This is a genomic window from Pontibacter coccineus (assembly GCF_030546575.1).
GTDB lineage: Bacteria > Bacteroidota > Bacteroidia > Cytophagales > Hymenobacteraceae > Pontibacter > Pontibacter coccineus.
Window position 1 is genome coordinate 327,355 of record NZ_JAUOTN010000005.1, and the last position, 15,839, is coordinate 343,193.

12 protein-coding genes are annotated in these 15,839 nt (G+C 52.0%); 5 read left to right on the plus strand and 7 right to left on the minus strand.

The features are described from left to right. Nucleotides 1-337: 337 nt before the first annotated feature. Complete coding sequence (locus tag Q4E40_RS14100) at nt 338-598, minus strand: hypothetical protein (RefSeq protein ID WP_303413036.1); 261 nt, start codon at nt 596-598, stop codon at nt 338-340. Nucleotides 599-896: 298 nt separating this feature from the next. Between Q4E40_RS14100 and Q4E40_RS14105 the strand changes: the two genes are divergently transcribed. From Q4E40_RS14105 to Q4E40_RS14115, 3 genes are all read left to right on the plus strand, one after another. Further along, the gene (locus Q4E40_RS14105; RefSeq protein WP_303413037.1) at nt 897-1,349 is read left to right on the plus strand and encodes an STAS/SEC14 domain-containing protein; all 453 of its coding nucleotides are present in this window, start codon (nt 897-899) and stop codon (nt 1,347-1,349) included. A 187-nt stretch (nt 1,350-1,536) separates the two neighbouring features. Further along, complete coding sequence (locus tag Q4E40_RS14110) at nt 1,537-1,806, plus strand: hypothetical protein (protein WP_303413038.1); 270 nt, start codon at nt 1,537-1,539, stop codon at nt 1,804-1,806. A 106-nt stretch (nt 1,807-1,912) separates the two neighbouring features. Then, nucleotides 1,913-2,221, plus strand: a complete 309-nt coding sequence (locus Q4E40_RS14115) for a DUF6122 family protein (protein ID WP_303413039.1) — start codon at nt 1,913-1,915, stop codon at nt 2,219-2,221. 154 nt (nt 2,222-2,375) lie between these two features. On the opposite strand, the gene Q4E40_RS14120 is transcribed toward Q4E40_RS14115, so the two are convergent. After that, nucleotides 2,376-3,017: a DUF3347 domain-containing protein gene (locus tag Q4E40_RS14120; protein WP_303413040.1), complete on the minus strand. Its 642-nt coding sequence runs from the start codon at nt 3,015-3,017 to the stop codon at nt 2,376-2,378. A 166-nt stretch (nt 3,018-3,183) separates the two neighbouring features. Here Q4E40_RS14120 and arsC point away from each other — a divergent pair, with 166 nt between their 5' ends. Continuing rightward, nucleotides 3,184-3,525 (plus strand): arsenate reductase (glutaredoxin), encoded by a 342-nt coding sequence (arsC, locus tag Q4E40_RS14125; protein ID WP_303413041.1) that lies wholly within the window; start codon nt 3,184-3,186, stop codon nt 3,523-3,525. Nucleotides 3,526-3,599: 74 nt separating this feature from the next. Here arsC and tamL read toward each other — a convergent pair whose 3' ends face one another. The 3 genes from tamL to Q4E40_RS14140 form a co-directional block, all read right to left on the minus strand. Continuing rightward, nucleotides 3,600-5,978, minus strand: coding sequence for a translocation and assembly module lipoprotein TamL (tamL, locus tag Q4E40_RS14130; RefSeq protein WP_303413042.1), 2,379 nt, complete (start codon nt 5,976-5,978; stop codon nt 3,600-3,602). Between the two features lie 7 nt (nt 5,979-5,985). Continuing rightward, nucleotides 5,986-11,112 carry a translocation/assembly module TamB domain-containing protein gene (locus tag Q4E40_RS14135; RefSeq protein WP_368411173.1) on the minus strand — a complete coding sequence of 1,709 codons (5,127 nt, stop codon included), beginning with the start codon at nt 11,110-11,112 and terminating at the stop codon, nt 5,986-5,988. Nucleotides 11,113-11,220: 108 nt separating this feature from the next. After that, on the minus strand, nt 11,221-11,691 hold the full coding sequence (locus tag Q4E40_RS14140; RefSeq protein WP_303413043.1) for a YbhB/YbcL family Raf kinase inhibitor-like protein: 471 nt from the start codon (nt 11,689-11,691) through the stop codon (nt 11,221-11,223). Nucleotides 11,692-12,009: 318 nt separating this feature from the next. Between Q4E40_RS14140 and Q4E40_RS14145 the strand changes: the two genes are divergently transcribed. Continuing rightward, nucleotides 12,010-12,144, plus strand: coding sequence for a hypothetical protein (locus tag Q4E40_RS14145; RefSeq protein ID WP_303413044.1), 135 nt, complete (start codon nt 12,010-12,012; stop codon nt 12,142-12,144). Nucleotides 12,145-12,268: 124 nt separating this feature from the next. Here Q4E40_RS14145 and Q4E40_RS14150 read toward each other — a convergent pair whose 3' ends face one another. Both Q4E40_RS14150 and Q4E40_RS14155 read right to left on the minus strand, forming a co-directional pair. Continuing rightward, the gene (locus Q4E40_RS14150) at nt 12,269-12,511 is read right to left on the minus strand and encodes an acyl carrier protein (protein ID WP_303413045.1); all 243 of its coding nucleotides are present in this window, start codon (nt 12,509-12,511) and stop codon (nt 12,269-12,271) included. Between the two features lie 96 nt (nt 12,512-12,607). Continuing rightward, a complete protein-coding gene (locus Q4E40_RS14155) occupies nt 12,608-15,787 on the minus strand; it encodes an efflux RND transporter permease subunit (RefSeq protein ID WP_303413047.1) in 3,180 nt (1,059 codons plus the stop codon). Nucleotides 15,788-15,839: the final 52 nt, after the last annotated feature.

Genomic DNA, 15,839 nt, shown 5'->3' on the forward strand with positions numbered 1-15,839 from the left:
ACTTTGTTAGCATATAGTGTAATAGGATGAAGCAAAACTAGTCTATAGTACTTTGTAATGCAAGGTACTGTTTAGTTTATTATATGAATGGCCCGAAATTATCCGTTAACAGTTCCAGAATTCCGACGAACGAAAAACTGACTTAAGGAAATTCGATGACAGCAGGGTGGGGTAGCTGCTTTCAAGGACAGCTTGATCGATAGATGGTGAGAGGGAGCCGATGGTTGCTTCACTATTTTATTTTAGCAGAGGCACCATAAAAAAGCCCCTTGTCTGCCGGCGGGGCAAACAAGGGGCTTCTTCATTAGAAAGGAGAATGTTTGATATATGCTATACCTTAACTAGGCATAGGGCAAAGCTGATCGTACTGCTTGGGATGCTTGCTTTTGATCAGCCGCAGCATGTAACGGAAAACAAAATAGCGCTCACGCTTACGCTCCTCCTGATCCAGAGAGCTTCTGTAATCCAGGGCCTCAAAGAGACTGGCAGTATCCTGATATAAAAGGTAGCTGTACACCCTGAAGAAACACTTCCTGACAGTTCTTTTCTTCACTTTCGTTCCAGTCTCCTCGACAAAGGCACGTCTTAGATTTTTCATTCCCTGCTGCCTAAAAATGGTGATAATGTTATTTGCTACTGCATGTTTTCATAAATGAAGCTTAAAGCTAGCAGGTGCTAACCTGAGATAAAATGACCCTTATCAATTTCAGTGTCAACGGGTTGAAAAAATACGTGAGCGTATGCCTTTAAGGCAAAATCTTAATGCTAAGTTCCGTTTGCTTTGAAATTCAGCAGGTTAGAGTGCATTTATTACGAATTTCACATAATAATAGCAACAGCCTATGCAATTGTTCGTTATATGATTATAGCATTAAATAATAGACTGTTATTAAGACATGAAACCACCTCCCTATTTTAAAGTAACCTATCATCCGAAGCAAAGCCTTCTTTCGAGTCGCTGGTTGCGTGTAGGCGACAGCGCTGAATACCGGCAGGCGTTGGTTAATATTTGCAAGCGATTGCAGAAGAGCAAGGCAATGAGTTGGCTGGTGGACTTTAGCCGTGTGGCTGCTCCTAATATGAGCGACCAAAGCTGGACGATAGAACTGCTCGGCCACAGCCTGCCCCACACCAGGCTTCGCAAACTGGCACTTGTACTGCCCGACGATTTGTTTCTGGAGGTTGTCGTGGAGAAAGTGAGCAATAGTTTGCTTAGCATGTCCGACAACCAAGTGCAGATTGCTCATTTCGCCGATTCGTGCGCGGCGCAACAGTGGCTCGTATCCTCTAACGACCCTGATGAGGGCTTGTTCCGAAGTGCCTCTCAAAGAATCCATCCTACATCATAAAATCAGCACGGAATCAGTTACTTGGTCATTAGACCGCTGGTAAAGCGCAAATTCCTCAAGTTTTGTCTGATTTAAGATTTTATTTGAAAAAAATCAGTAATAACATGAAATATTCATGAACTTTTTGTGAATAGTTCATGTAATAAACTTGCTATTAAGTTATAATCCTTTGCACAAATACGCGTCTATGAAAGAGCTTGAAAGAATCCAGAAAGCACTCCGCCACAGCAATACCCTTGTCCTGAAAGACCGGGAGAAAAAGGTTGAATGTTCTTTTATAAGAGAGGGCCTCGTTTACGATAATTTTCCGATTGAAAACAGCGTTCTGGCAACAGCACTGCAGGAAGCAAGCGTGAACGGTATTGTGGAGGGCTTACATTTTGAGAGGCTTAAGAACACGTATGAATGGTTTGCGCTTCGTGTTAAATCCAGAATGCTCTTAGATACATTGAAATAGTCTATCCCCAAAGTGATAGAAAAAGCCCTCTGCTAAATGATAGCGGAGGGCTTTTTTATGTTCGTCGCGCCAGCAACCTATACCTTGCTGTTGCAGTATCCTGCTTATGACTTTATCTTTTGCGATCCATATCATACTGCATATGGCAGTGCCTGTATTAGTAGCGGCGCTGTTCTACAGAGATCAACTCCGTTATGCCTCGCTTATGATGTTGGCAGGCTGGCTGATTGATTTTGACCATTTGCTGGTAACTCCCATCATCGACCAGGACAGGTGCAGCGTTGGGTTTCATTTATTACACCGGTACTGGATCGTGCCTATTTACGCCATACTGGCACTTATCCCTAAAACCCGGCTGATTGGCCTGGGCCTGCTTATACACATCGTTTTGGACTGGATGGACTGTTATTTATAAATTGAGTGAGTTGGTGAATGAGTGATTTAGTGATTGAGCGAATTGTCAGTACTTTTATAAAAACAGAAGAGCTGATCAAATCTTTGATCAGCTCTTCTGTTTTATTGGCTTGGCAGAGCTATTCTCTACTTCTTACATTCACTAACTCACTCAATTAGTTTATCACTTCCTCGTTGCTGCCGCACTTCAGCATGCTGCTTCCGAAGTAGGGGTTACGGATCTCGGATTTGGTGCTTACCCAGTAGGCGCCCTGGTTGTTATTTACCATCGGGCAGTGCTGGTAGTATACTTTCTGGTCTGTTGCGCCAAATGCTTTGGTCAGCGAGAACACGGCTTCTGACAGGTCTTCCAGTTGGTTGCGCTGCTCGCCCAGGTCATTGGTGGCGGCTATGGCAGCGGCAGATGTGCGTACTTTTTCAACCTGCTCTTCTGCGAACGTCTTCTGCTCCGGTACCTCGAGGGAGGCAACCGGCATGGCATTCGCTGAGTTAAGCACAGTATTGGCTGCCTCTTTGGCTGCATCAGCGTCAGACTCTACCATAGCGTCTTTCAGAGTGATGTACTCGTCCAGCAGCTGCGACAGATTGTTTTTCATTGGCTCTGCTACCGAATCGAAGGCAGGCGTCTCTACTACTACCGTGCCGGCCGCAGGTACGTTGTCACCGTGCGCCATGCCGTCATGGTGCTCGTGGTCGTGTTCTTCTGTGGCATCGGCCTGTTGCTGGTTGCTATCAGATGAACAGGAAGCGAATGCAAACATGGCTATTAGCGCTGCAAATAATGTTGTCTTTTTCATAATGGTTGATTAGGAAATCGAAGGGTAATTACAATTTTTTGTAAAACAGACACCCCTGCCGGGCTATCTTACTGCAAAGGTACGCTTTTTAGCGAAATGGATAAAATGCTATAGCCTTAGCCTATCGGAGGCTTTTACGTATCTTTGAGTAAACTGAGTTTTAGCAATGGTTACGATCTATCACAACAACAAATGCAGTAAGAGCCGCCAGACTTTGGAGTTGCTGCGTGAAAAAGGAGAGGAACTACAGGTAGTGGAATACCTGAAAGACACGCCCTCTGCCGAAGAACTAAAAGTCGTGCTCCGCAAACTGGGCCTGAAGCCGGAACAGGTGCTGCGCAAAGGCGAGCAGGTATACAAAGAAAAATTCGCGGGCAAAAGCTATTCCGACGAGGAGTGGCTCCAGATCATGGCAGCGAACCCCATCCTGATCGAGCGCCCGATTGTAGTGAAAGGCGACAAAGCCACCCTCGGCCGGCCACCTGAAAAAGTGCTCGACATCCTGTAACACAGGTATAGGCAGGTATAAGGTATAGCCTCTGAATACGATTGCTATACCTGCCGCTATTCCTTATACCTGTTTTAGAAGGGGTAGCCGATGGCTATGTTGAGCACCATGCCGTGTTCGCCCGGTTTGGGGTTGAAACCGAAGCGAAAATCGTCGAGGACGAAGCGATCGCCTTCGGGCAGGTATGGCACGCGCACCGGTATACCCAGGTCGAAGCGGATCACGAAGAACTCAATGTCCACACGCAGGCCAAAGCCCGTCCCTACAGCCAGCTCCTGGAACAGGTTGCCGGCCCTGAACTTGGGCTTATCCAGAATCCCGTTCTTGTCGTAGGTTTCATTGATCAGCCAGATATTACCGGCGTCTACAAAAATGGCTCCCCTGAAAAACCCGAAAATAGGGAAGCGGTACTCGGCATTCGCCTCCAGCTTAATATCACCCACCTGGTCGAAGTATGAGAAGGCGAGGGCATCCGGCACGTTGTAGGTGCCTGGCCCGATGCTGCGCGCCCGAAAGGCCCTGATGCTGTTCGGTCCCCCAATCGAGAACTGCTTCACGTAGGGCATGGTCAGGGAATTGCCATACGGGTAACCCACACCTGCAACCAGGCGCGTCGCCAGCTGGCTCAGTTTAGAGAAGTTGAAGTAGTAACGGAAGTCGTTTTCAAGGCGCGTGTATTGCGAATACGGCTGACTGAAGATGGTGCGCGGTGGAACGGGAGGTTCCGAGGCATCATCGCGTTTGTCGCTCCCCAGCAGCGACTGCACCGCACTCACCAGGTTACCAGACACATCGAGGGTAGTGGCATTGAAAAACTGGTGCGTTTTGTTCTCCAGACTCAGCGTGCTGAAGGTATGCTGGTACATGGATCCGATGATAAACTGCTCCTCAAAACTGCTTCTTAAAAATGGGTTGTCAGCGAGCAGTTGGCTAAACTCTTCCGTCTGTTTCCCCAGGCGCACATACTGCAGGTTGATCGGAGTGAATTCGTGCGTGATCGTTTGCTTGGGACGCCAGTTGTACCCATAAGAAGCGTTAAAGGAGTTCATCTGAAAGAACTGCACCCGGTTCAGGAAATTGTACCCCAGCGTAATGCGCGTATTCGGCACAAAGGCAGAGCGCAGGTTGGGTAGGTTGAAGGGAGCCACCAGCCTGGGGAAAGTGAGGCTGGTTTGTACCCCAAGCTCGTAGGAACTGAGACCGACCGGGTTCTCCTCGGGCGACTCGCCACTGCTGACGACCCGCTGGCCCCCGACCTGGTTCTCGAAGCGTCCTGTGAAATTTACGGTCAGCATCTCCGATCCTTTAAAGGCATTTCGGTTACGAAACGAAACAGACATACCGGGCCCCGCCAGGTTATTGGATTTGGTTACCATCTGCGCCTCTGCCCTAAGCGATTTTTTCATGTCAGGCGTCATAAAGATAAAGGCGTCCAAGCGGTCCTCTTTCAAGGTATCGCGCTCGTACTGCAGGTTCACGAACTTGTAGGCACTCAGGCCCGACAGCCTGCTCACCGTCAGGAGGTGGTTGCGACGGCTGTATAGACTGTCCTTCGCCACAAAAAGGCCCGGAACAATATGCTTCGCCCGCACATAGTTTTCGTTCGGAATGTAGTTGTAACCTTCAAAACGCAGCGTATCACTCACGGACAGGCTGTCGTTCAGAACAAAGTTAGCGTTGATGAAGATGTCGTCGATCTTATAGGAGCGCAGGGCGGGTGCGGGCATATCATGTTTCAGGCGCAGGACTACATCCACGCCTTTGTTGCCCACTGTGGTATCGGCACTGAAAATGAGCATATTGGGTGCAAAGAAGAAGTAGCCACGGTTTTTGAGCGCCTGGTCTATCCGGGTCCTTTCCAGAATCATTTTATCCAGATCGTAGGGCTCTTCCTGCTTGATCAGTGAGCCGGCCTGCAGCTGCCTGATCTCGGCATGTATGGGCAGGGAGTCGCTGAGGGTATAGGCCACGTTGCGGATGCGGTAAGGCTCATGCACTGTTGCCTTCCAGGCAATGGTGGCTTTTTTCTTCTTGATGGTGGTGTCGCTCTGCACGGTGTTGTAAAAGTAGCCGCGGTTGTGCAGGCGCGCGCGCATCACTTCGTTGATGCTGGCCGTGTCCACCTCCGACAGCAATACCGGCGGCTCACCCAGTTTATCCTGGATCCAGTTCTTCAGGCCTTTCTCTTTCTCCGTGTAAAAAGCGTTGTAGATCCAAAGCTTGGGACGCATACCAAGTATAGAGGCGTTGGGCTTCGGGCGAACCGTGTTGCTCAGTTCTGTTTCCAGTTCCGGGCCGCGCTTGCTGCTGTCCTCCTCATCGTTCACCTTTACCTCATAGCCGGCAAACAGGGCATCGCCCTTCGGTACCGTTTTCGTGCTGCTGCAACCGGGCAGTACCCAGCTCAGCGCCAGACATAAAGCAAATAAGGTATAGCGTAAGGCTGTGGTCATAAGTGGCTTATTCTTGTTCTTCTTTTACGACTTCTTCTACTTTCTCTTCAGCTTCCTGCTCTTCCTTGCGTTTCTCACGCTGGTTAAACTTAATGGCCTCCTCCATGCGACGTTCTTCTCTGCGTGCCCCTCTGCTTTCCAGGCTTCGGAAGAGGTCGGAGAAATTGTCGTAGTCGCGCACAAAGATCAGGCCCACGCCGGTGGCCCGCACGTCCCCCTCCAGGAAGCCCTCGTACTGGTTGCGCTGGAAGGCGCGCACGCGCAGTCTGCCGTCTTTCGTGAGCGAGTACTCCACCGATACGTCCCCGCCGAAGCCGCTCATGTTGCGCTGCTGCTCACTCTGGCCTTCCAGCCCGATGTCAGCACCAACACGCACCGTCAGGCGGTCATCCAGGAACTGCTGGCGGAGTGCCACGTTCAGGTCGGTGCGGCCCTCGGCTGAACCGGAGGAGTAGTCTTCGTAGGAACTCACGCCTAGCTCCAGCCCGAGTCCCCCTGCATAGCGGTTCGTCAGCTGGTTGAGCTGGTCTGTCATCACCTGGCTTAAGCTGTTACGGGCAGTAGAGCCCAGCCCGCCACCACCGGAGCTCGACAGTGGGTCCTCTGCCAGAAAGCGGCCCAAAACCAGCAGCGAGAATACCTGTTTGTTGAGTTCAGAATCATTTTGGCGCAAGGCCCCCAGGCGTGCTTCCACCGTGCCATCCAAGGCCCCGCGGCGCTGCTCTTCCAGTTGAATATCAAATCCGATCTCAGGTTTGAGCAACTCCCCGTTCAGGTTCACATATACCTCGAAAGGCAACTGCGTGCGGAAACGGTTGAGCTCTCCCGCCTCTGCGTCCAGTTGGTTGGCCACCAGCTCCATTGGCGCGGCATCAATTCTGTAAATGGCAGAGATCTGCATGTTGGCCTGCAACGGGTCGCCGGTCCAGTTGATGTAGCTGCCTTTGGCGATCTCGAGTTTGCGGGACACCAGGTCATAAAAGTCCATGCTGTACATGCCTTCCGTAATCTCATAGCGACCACTCATGCTGATCTGTCCGCTCGGCGTAATGCCGATGTACAGGGGGGAAGCGTTGCCACGAACGACCAGGTTGTCACCTGTGGTCGGATCGATCACAATGGTAACGGTAGTGGCATCGGTTACGGTGATCTGCGCGTCGACATTGGCACCCATAAAACCAGCGGACGTAGTCTCCTCAAACGTCCTTGCGAGAATGGCATTGAGGGAGTCATTGAGCGTGACAAATTCGACGACCCCTTCGCGCTCAGCGGCGGCCACCCCATCGGCCGGGATCACGGTGGTGAACGTGGAGCCATCGAGCACCGTCACGAATACCTCAATGTTAGGCGCCATCATACTGCCTGTTATACTGGCTTTCATGGCCATCTGCACGTTGCCGTAAAATAGATCGTTGTCGTTGGCGGTGGAGTTCATGGCCAGGAACCGGTCCGTTCGCGCGCGCAGGTCGAAGGTATAGTCCGTGTAGTTTTGTGTCAGAATGTTGCCGTTGATATCGAGCGTATTGCCCAGTGTATCGGTCAGGGTGAAGTCGCGCATGCTGATGCCTTGCTCCGTAAACTCCAGACGCTCGTTTTGTAAGGTATAGAGCGAGTTGAGCATGGTCAGGTTGAATTGCGCCTGGTTAAAATCCAGCCCACCCCGGATAGCGGGCTGCGCCAGTGTGCCTGTGATGCGGAGTTTGCCATTGGCGCTACCGGCCAGTTCATCCACCATGCCTTGGGTAAAGCCGCCGAACGAGGCCAGGTTCAGGTTGGCAATGTTGGCGTCGAGGTTGAGCAGGCTCGTTTCAGGCTTTACTTCATACGTGCCACTTACCAGCACTTCGTTGCCATTGCCGGTCAGCCCCAGGTTCAGGTTGTAGCGGTTGGCGCCCGCCGTGTTGGCTTTCAGGGCAATGTCCCCGATCGGTATACCTGTGTAGGCGAAGTTAGACAAGGTCATGTCCGCCGTGAAGGCCGGATTACCGGCCATGATATCGGTCAACGTTGCGGTACCGTTCAGCACGCCCGTCATCACGCTGTCCTGCTGCTGAAAAGAGGCCATGATCTGGCCGATCTCAAAGTTGCCGAACTCCACCTGCAGCGGTGCATTCGGGCTCACCGGTCCGGTGCTGTTGAGCAGCACGAAATTGCCATTGCGCTCCAGGCGGATGTTCTGCGCATAGAGCAGGTTGGTGTCGAACTGCAGGAAATTGTCTTTTGATACTGACCAGGGTTCGCTGTTGATGACGAGCTGTTCCGGATTGAAGGAAAAACGGTAGCCCGGCCCCAGGCTATTGAGCACACCGCCAATCACAAATCGCTCCACACTATCCGCATTGGCCATGGCCAGGCGCAGGGTCAGGTCATTGTCGCGGGCCGCCCCGTTCAGACTCACATTGTTGAGCAGCAGGGAAGGGGAACGGATTTCACGCACGCCCAGGTTGTAACCCATTTGCTCCCGGTTGCCCCGTAGCTGCAGTGCCACATCCTGTACGTTATACTCGGTATAGGTTAGCTTGCTCACGTTCGCGTCCATGGCAAATACCTGCGTCTCCCCGTTGTAGGAAGCCGTGATGGGACCATTTACCGACAGTTCTTCTAAACCAGGCACAAAGGAGGCAATGATGTCCGGTCGGCGAACCAGCATCGTAGCTTCAAAGTCGCCCAGGTTGAGGTTAGCCGGGAAAGGCGGATCAGGTTGCAGGTCGAAGTAAGCGGAGAAATGTTTGGCCAGCGCAGTCGGGAGCTCGCCCAGGTCATTGGCAAAGCGCATATCGGCGTTGAGGATGCTGGAGTTCAGCGCGATGGCAGTGCCGGGCATTTTCTGGTTCAGCGTCAATTGCAGCGAGTCGATCGGGTAGGAGACGCCTTGCAGGCGAACGCGTACGTTGTCGCCCTCCAGCGTACCGCTGATGTCACTGGCATCCTTTCCTGCAAAGCGACCGCGCAACTGGCCCCGCACGCCGAGCTCCTCTTCATAGAAATTGAGGGCTTTCAGGTCTACGCCTTTCAGGTCCAGGTCAAACACATACTCACCCCGCTGGGCATTGCGCATGTTAAAGTCGCCTTTCAGGTCAAAGTTCAGATTCTCGTCGCGGGCGCGGGCTGCTACCTGGTATAGGTTGCGGTCGATGCGTGCGTCGACGTCCACGTTGTTGTAGGCGTAGTTGTTGTAGTTGGCCTCCTTAATGTGGGCCTTCACATCTGCGCGCATGGTTTCAGGGCTTAAGCCCGTGCCTTTGGCTGTTGCCTCAAAAGCCACACGTCCCACACCATAGTCTTCCGTAAAGAGTTGCTTCAGGTCAAAGCCCGCTGTTTTGACCGTCGCCCGGAAAGGCTCGGCGCCCGCCGGTCCCTCGTCCATGTCCACGACGGCATTCAGGTTGCCAAAGGAGCTTCTGATCGCTGCATTCAGATCGAAGTTGGTAAGTGTGCCGCTATACCTGCCCGTCATGCTCAGGTTGTTCGGGATCCTGACCTCAGGTGGAATGGTGCCCGGAGGAGCCAGCGCCAGGATGTCGGTGCGGGTGGTGGCCAGGCGGTTGATGTTGAGATTCATGGCCAGGCGGTCCGGGTCCATGGCATTACGCACGTTGCCGCTCACATTCACGGTGGTGCCCTGCAAACCTGCTACCTGCAACTGCTGAATGTGAATGTTATCCAGCGGCCCCTGTGCGCGTCCGTCGAGGCGAATGGTAGAATTAGCGATCTTGCGGAACGAAGGATTATCGGTTAGGTCGGGAGCAAACAGTAGCACATCCTGCATGCCGATACGACTGTTGTCGATGTCGAGATCCACTTGCACGGCATCCAGGTTATCGGTCAGGTCTGCCCATGAGGTATAGCGCAGCGCCAGGTCTTTGCTGATGTGGCTGTGGACAGTCTGCAGATCAAGGTCGGCCAGCCGGGCATGTGTGGAGTCGAGGGTGATGTCGGATTGAAAATTGTTAATCCGGAAGCCGCTCTTTTCCTGAAGCTTAAGCTGGTTGAGCTGCATGCCCATCTGGTTCAGGCTATACCTGACATCTTCAGCATCCAGTTCGATGTTGGTGAAGCGCAGGTGGTTGTAATCCATCCCGCGGGCCTGTCGTGGTGCATCGGCATTCTCCATACCTGCTTCCAGTCCGCTCACGTTCAGCTTACCCAGGTTAAGGGCCCACTTCACCGGCTGGCCCTGCGTCTTTTCTACCGACTCGTCCAGTTTGCGCACCGTCTCGGCCGGGTTCACAGCCAGCGAGTCGGTCGGTACCATTTTCTTCTGCACATAGAGCACTTTGGAATCGTGCAGGTCGAAGCTGCGCAGGTCGATGCGTGCGTTGGGCAGGTCAATGTCCTCCACGGCCAGTTCCGATTTGCCTAACTTCAGCTCGATGCTTTGTGATGCCGGAATGCTGACGTAGTTCAGGGCAAAATTCTCCACTTCCACGCCGTTCATGTCAAATTCAAAGGTGATGGGCTCCGGCTCCGTCTCAGGCGGTAGTTTGGACTGCACGTAGCTTATACCTGTGTTGCGAAGCTCTATTTCATCCAATCGGTAGATCTCCTCTTCCAGGTTCAGTTCTTCCATGGTGGTGGTCAGCTGGCCCACCCTTGCCCGGATGTGGTTGCCGCCTGCCTCATCATTGAAGTTGACATACACGTTCTCGAGGTTGATCAGGCCCAGGTCCAGCTGCATGGCACCGGTCGAGTCGGCAGGTTGGGCTGCCGTGGTATCGGTGGCGAAGGCCTCCATCAGAAAATCGAAGTTGGACGTGGAGTCAGGGCGGATGTGCAGGTTGAGGGTGGCCTGCTGCAGGTCTATTTTGCTGATGTTGATTCCGCCACTCAAGAGTGACCATACCTTAAGGTCCAGCCCGAGGCGCTGGCTGTACCAGAGCGTATCCTGCTGCTGGTCCTCCAGGTATACATCTTCCAGCACAATGGCATTGCGCCAGTCTGTTTTAAAACGCCCGATCTCCACCCGGGTGTCGAGCATGCCGGCCAGGTATGAGGCTCCTTTCTGAGCAGCGAAATTTTGTACTTTTGGGATTTGTAAGGCAATGATAATGAGCAATAACAGGCCCACTACGATGGCGAGGAACCACAGTACTACCTTGGCGATGGTCTTTCCGATATGTTTAGCTGATGCGATAAGTCTGGTATTTACTGATTGACTTTACGCAAGATTGCTAACAAGGATAGAATTTTTTACTAACGACAATCGTAGGATCAATCCATGGCTGTTGTTAGCTCCGTTTACTTAGGCCATCATCACGTTGTAGCGGCTGTACACGCCCATCAGTTCGCCCATTGCGAGCACATGCGGACCGAGCACGCGAAGCAGTCCTTGTCGGCCAGTGCCTTCCTTGATGTTGAGCATCACATCCAGCGCATAGATCCGGAAGTAGTAATGGTGCAAACCCTGGGGCGGACAGGGACCTCCGTAGTGCAGTCTGCCAAAATCGTTGGTACCCTGTATACCTGGCACATCGCCTTCTTCGATCAGATTGGTGGGTGGCACGTTCCAGACCAACCAGTGCGTCCAGATACCACGTGGCGCATCCGGGTCCTCCACAATTAACACCACGCTTTCCGTGTATTTAGGCAGGTTTCTGATTTCAAGCGGCGGACTGATGTTCTCGCCGTCACAGGTATAGCGGGTCGGAATCCGCTCACCCTGCGAAAAGGCGGGACTAGTCAGGTATAGCTTTCCTTGTGTTCTGGGCTGCATAGCGGTTCAGTTCCGGTTAAGTGTTCTGGTACTCGTCGTTCAGGGGGGTGTAAGAGAAAGTGGTAGCACAGGTATGAATTTAATATTTATATAATAACTTTGTTTTATTATAAAGGTTGTGTTTTGAAATAAATAAAAGTCTATATTTACTAACTATTTTATCAATTTAGGCTTATTTTGGGCGAAAAACAGTCTCCATCTTCAGAAGAGAAGGCGAATGGTGATTATTTTTAAATATTTTTTCCTAAATAATTGAGAATTAGCCAGAACCTATTAACTTTCGTATATAAGGCAACTCGGATAAAAAAGCATGGGGTTATGGAGATATTTATCATCTTGACAGTACTGGCGATTTATGCAGTAGGCTACCTGTTGTACTACATGTATGGCAAAGAGGAGCGAAAGAACCGAAAGTACGACCGCTATCAAAAGTACGACCGCTACCAGGTATAAGGGAGAATTTTACTATTTGTATTTTCAGTGCCCGGTCATTACCGCAACTGTCGCACCAATAAAAAAGGTGCAGGTTAACGTCCTGCACCTTTTTTTGCGTAAATCAATTAGGAAATACACTTGCCTAACATGCTTTGCTTAACTGGAGGTAGTTCACCAGATCGTCAATTGAGTATACCGGAACCTCGTCCGGAATTACGATGCTGTACTTTTTCTCTACGGCCAGAATAATATCTACAACATCAACTATATCCATCCCATTTTCCCAAAGGCCTTTAGGGCCGGATAGTTTATGGGGGGCGATTGCTTTTAACCTGCTCACCAGATTAATTACCTCTTTGTAAAGGGTAGTTTTAGGATCTGCCATGTGCTTAATAATAAAGAGTAATATTGAACCTCTTGCTTCCCTGATCTCCTCCTGCCTCTTATTGAGACAGGAGGAGAGGGGAATCAAAATAAGACTTTAGTGCACAAACTCGTGTGACATTTTCTTCTCTTCGAGCTCACGCGTTTCGTGCTCCAGCTCTTCCAGCGTCTTATCTTCAAGGTGAATAACCGTTTTCTTATCCAGCCCGAACTTAGCCAGGATGCGGTCGAAGCCGTAGTAGATGATCGGCACCACGATCAGGGTCAGGAACATCGAAGAGCTCAGACCACCGATCAAAGCCCATGCCAGACCGTTCTTGGTTGCGGCCACAGAGCCACCTGCCAGCGCGATCGGCAACATACCGATCACCATCGCCAGCGTCGTCATCAGAATCGGACGGAAACGGATACGCACCGCTTCGATCAGGGCCTCTTTCACTTCCACGCCTTCATCTTTGAGCTTGTTGGTGAAGTCCACCACCATAATGGCGTTCTTGGCTACCAGACCGATCATCATGATAATACCCAGGATGGAGAAGATGCTCAGCGACTGCTGCGCCAGTGCCAGGGCCAGCAAGGCACCGATGATCGCTAGCGGTATAGAGAACAATACCACCAACGGGTACACGTACGAGTCGTACAGGGCCACCATGATCAGGTACACGAAGATGATCGAGGCAAGCAGGGCAACACCCAGAGTACCGAAGCCTTCGCTCTGGTTTTTCAGGTTACCGCCGTACTCAATGCTCACCCCAGCCGGCATGTCCACTTCTTCCATCAGCGCCTGAATGTCGGCACCCACAGTACCTGTCGGACGACCGATTACCTGTGAGTTCACGTTAATGGATGTTACGCGGTTGTAGCGCTCGAGCTGAGAAGGACCAGTTGACTGACGGATGTCGGCAAACTGACCCAGGCGCACCAGCTGCCCCGTGTTGTTCACGAAGGATAGGTTGGCGATGTCGGTCACGCTGCGGCGGTCAAACTCGTCGAGGCGGATGTTGATGTCGTAGTCTTCGGTGCCGGAGCGGAAAGTCACGTCGGAGTTACCGCTGAAGGCCAGCTGCATGCTCGCACCCACGTTCTCCAGCGACAGGCCTACGTTGGCCATTTTGTCGCGGTCCACCACTACTTCAATTTCCGGGTTACCGCCTTCCACTGACATTTCCACGTCGGCAGTACCTGCCACGCCTTCCACCACACGCATCACCTGCTGCGAGAAAGCCATCACGCTGTCCAGGTTAGAACCTGAAATGATCAGCTGGATAGGGGCCTGTGAGTTACCCACCAGGCCTACCGGTACCGGCGTTACTTCCACATTTGGCAGTTTGCTCTCGATGTCGGCCTTGGCCTGACGGCTGAACTGGTCCGTGCTGAACGTACGCTCCTTCACATCGACCAGCGTAACCGATACTTCCGCTTTGTAAGCTGTGTTCTGGCCCTGCTGCGCAGAAGAAGTAGTACCTACTGTGGTGAATACTTTTGCTACTTCCGGAAAACCATCCAGGTACTGCTCTACCTGGCGCGTTGCAAAGTTAGTCTGCTCCACAGTAGAGTTCTTTGGCAACTCTAGCTGCAGGCTCACCTCACCACGGTCACCGGCAGGTATAAAGTCCGAACCGATGAAGCCGAGTGGCACCAGCGCAAACGAGGCCACCAACATCAGGATCGTTACCCCCAGTGTGATAAACTTGTGGTTAAAGGCCCACTTCAGAGCGGCAGTAAAGCCATCGATGATGTTGTCCAGGAAGCGCTCGAATGCCAGAATAAAGCGTCCGAAGATGTTCTTGTCCGAGATATGCTCCAGGCGTGAGAAACGGCTGGCCAGCAGCGGAATCAGGGTGAAGGCTACGAAGAGTGAGATCATCGTAGACACCGCCACCACCACGGCAAACTGACGCAGAATGTCTGATACCAGTCCCGATGAAAGGGCGATCGGAATGAACACCACCGAAATTACGAGCGTGATAGATGTAACGGTCGCCATGATCTCCCGGATACCGTCGTAAGCAGCTTGTGCCGGCTTCTTGCCCATCTCCATGTGGCGGTGAATGTTCTCGATCACCACAATGGCGTCATCCACCAGGATACCCACCACGAGCGAGAGTGCCAGCAGGGACATCAGGTTAAGCGAGTAGCCAAACAGGTACATGAAAATAAAGGTCGCCACCAAAGAGGCAGGTATAGAAACCATTACAATCACCGCGTTACGGAGCGAGTGCAGGAACAGCAACATCACTACCGCCACCAGGATGATTGCAATCATCAAGTCGTGGAGTACCGAGTCGGCAGCTTCCAGGGTAAAGTCAGAGGAGTCGTTGGCGATGTTGAAGTTCAATCCGACGTCAGCGTACGTCTTCTCGAGGTCAGCCAGGGCTTCCTTTGTCAAACGGCTTACCTCTACGGCGTTGGCGTCCGACTGCTTCTGGATGGTGATACCTACGGATGGGTTGCTGTTCACGCGGGTCAGTACTTCAATGTCTTTCTGCGTATCCTGCACCTCGGCTACGTCCGCCAGACGCACGATGCCGTTCTGGTCTTCGCGTACGATCAGGTTGCGCAGCTGGTCCAGCGACGCAAACTTTCCTGCCAGACGGATCTGTGTCTGGCCGCTTTCCTGCTTGATCTTTCCGGTAGGGAAGTCAAGGTTGGAGTTGCGTATCTTCTGCTGCACCTGCAGGATAGAGAGGTTGTAGGCCTCCAGTTTGTTGGCGTCGATGTTCACTTTTATCTCACGCTCCTGGCCACCCAGAATTTTGATGGCGGCCATACCCTGTATGCGCGACAGCTCCGGCTTGATCTTCTTGTCGATCAGGTCGTAAAACTCAGTTGGCGACATGTTGGCCGTGGCACCCATCTTAATGATTGGGAGGTCGTCGAGGTCAAACTTGTTCAATGTCGGCGATTCCGCATCATCCGGCAGATTGGCCAGGATGGTGTTGATCTTACGCTGCGCATCCTGCAGGGCCAGGTCCACGTCAGTACCCTGGTTCAGTTCCACTACAATGATCGAGAAACTCTCCAGGGAGGTGCCTCGCATGGTCTTCACGTTCTCGAGTGATGACAGGGCTTCCTCGATCTCCTTGGTTACCGAGTTTTCTACCTCGTTAGGAGAGGCGCCCGGATAAAGGGTGGATATGGTGAGTACCGGTGGGTTGAACTTCGGAAGAAGCTCATAGTTGAGCGATTGGTAGCTCGCAACACCCAGTAGTGTGAGGACCGTGAAGACCACCACCACAATGGTTGAGCGCTGTATCGATATTTTGGTTATATTCATTTCTTAATGTTCTTGAGAAAGAAGTTTATCTGTATCATTTTAAGGAGTTGAA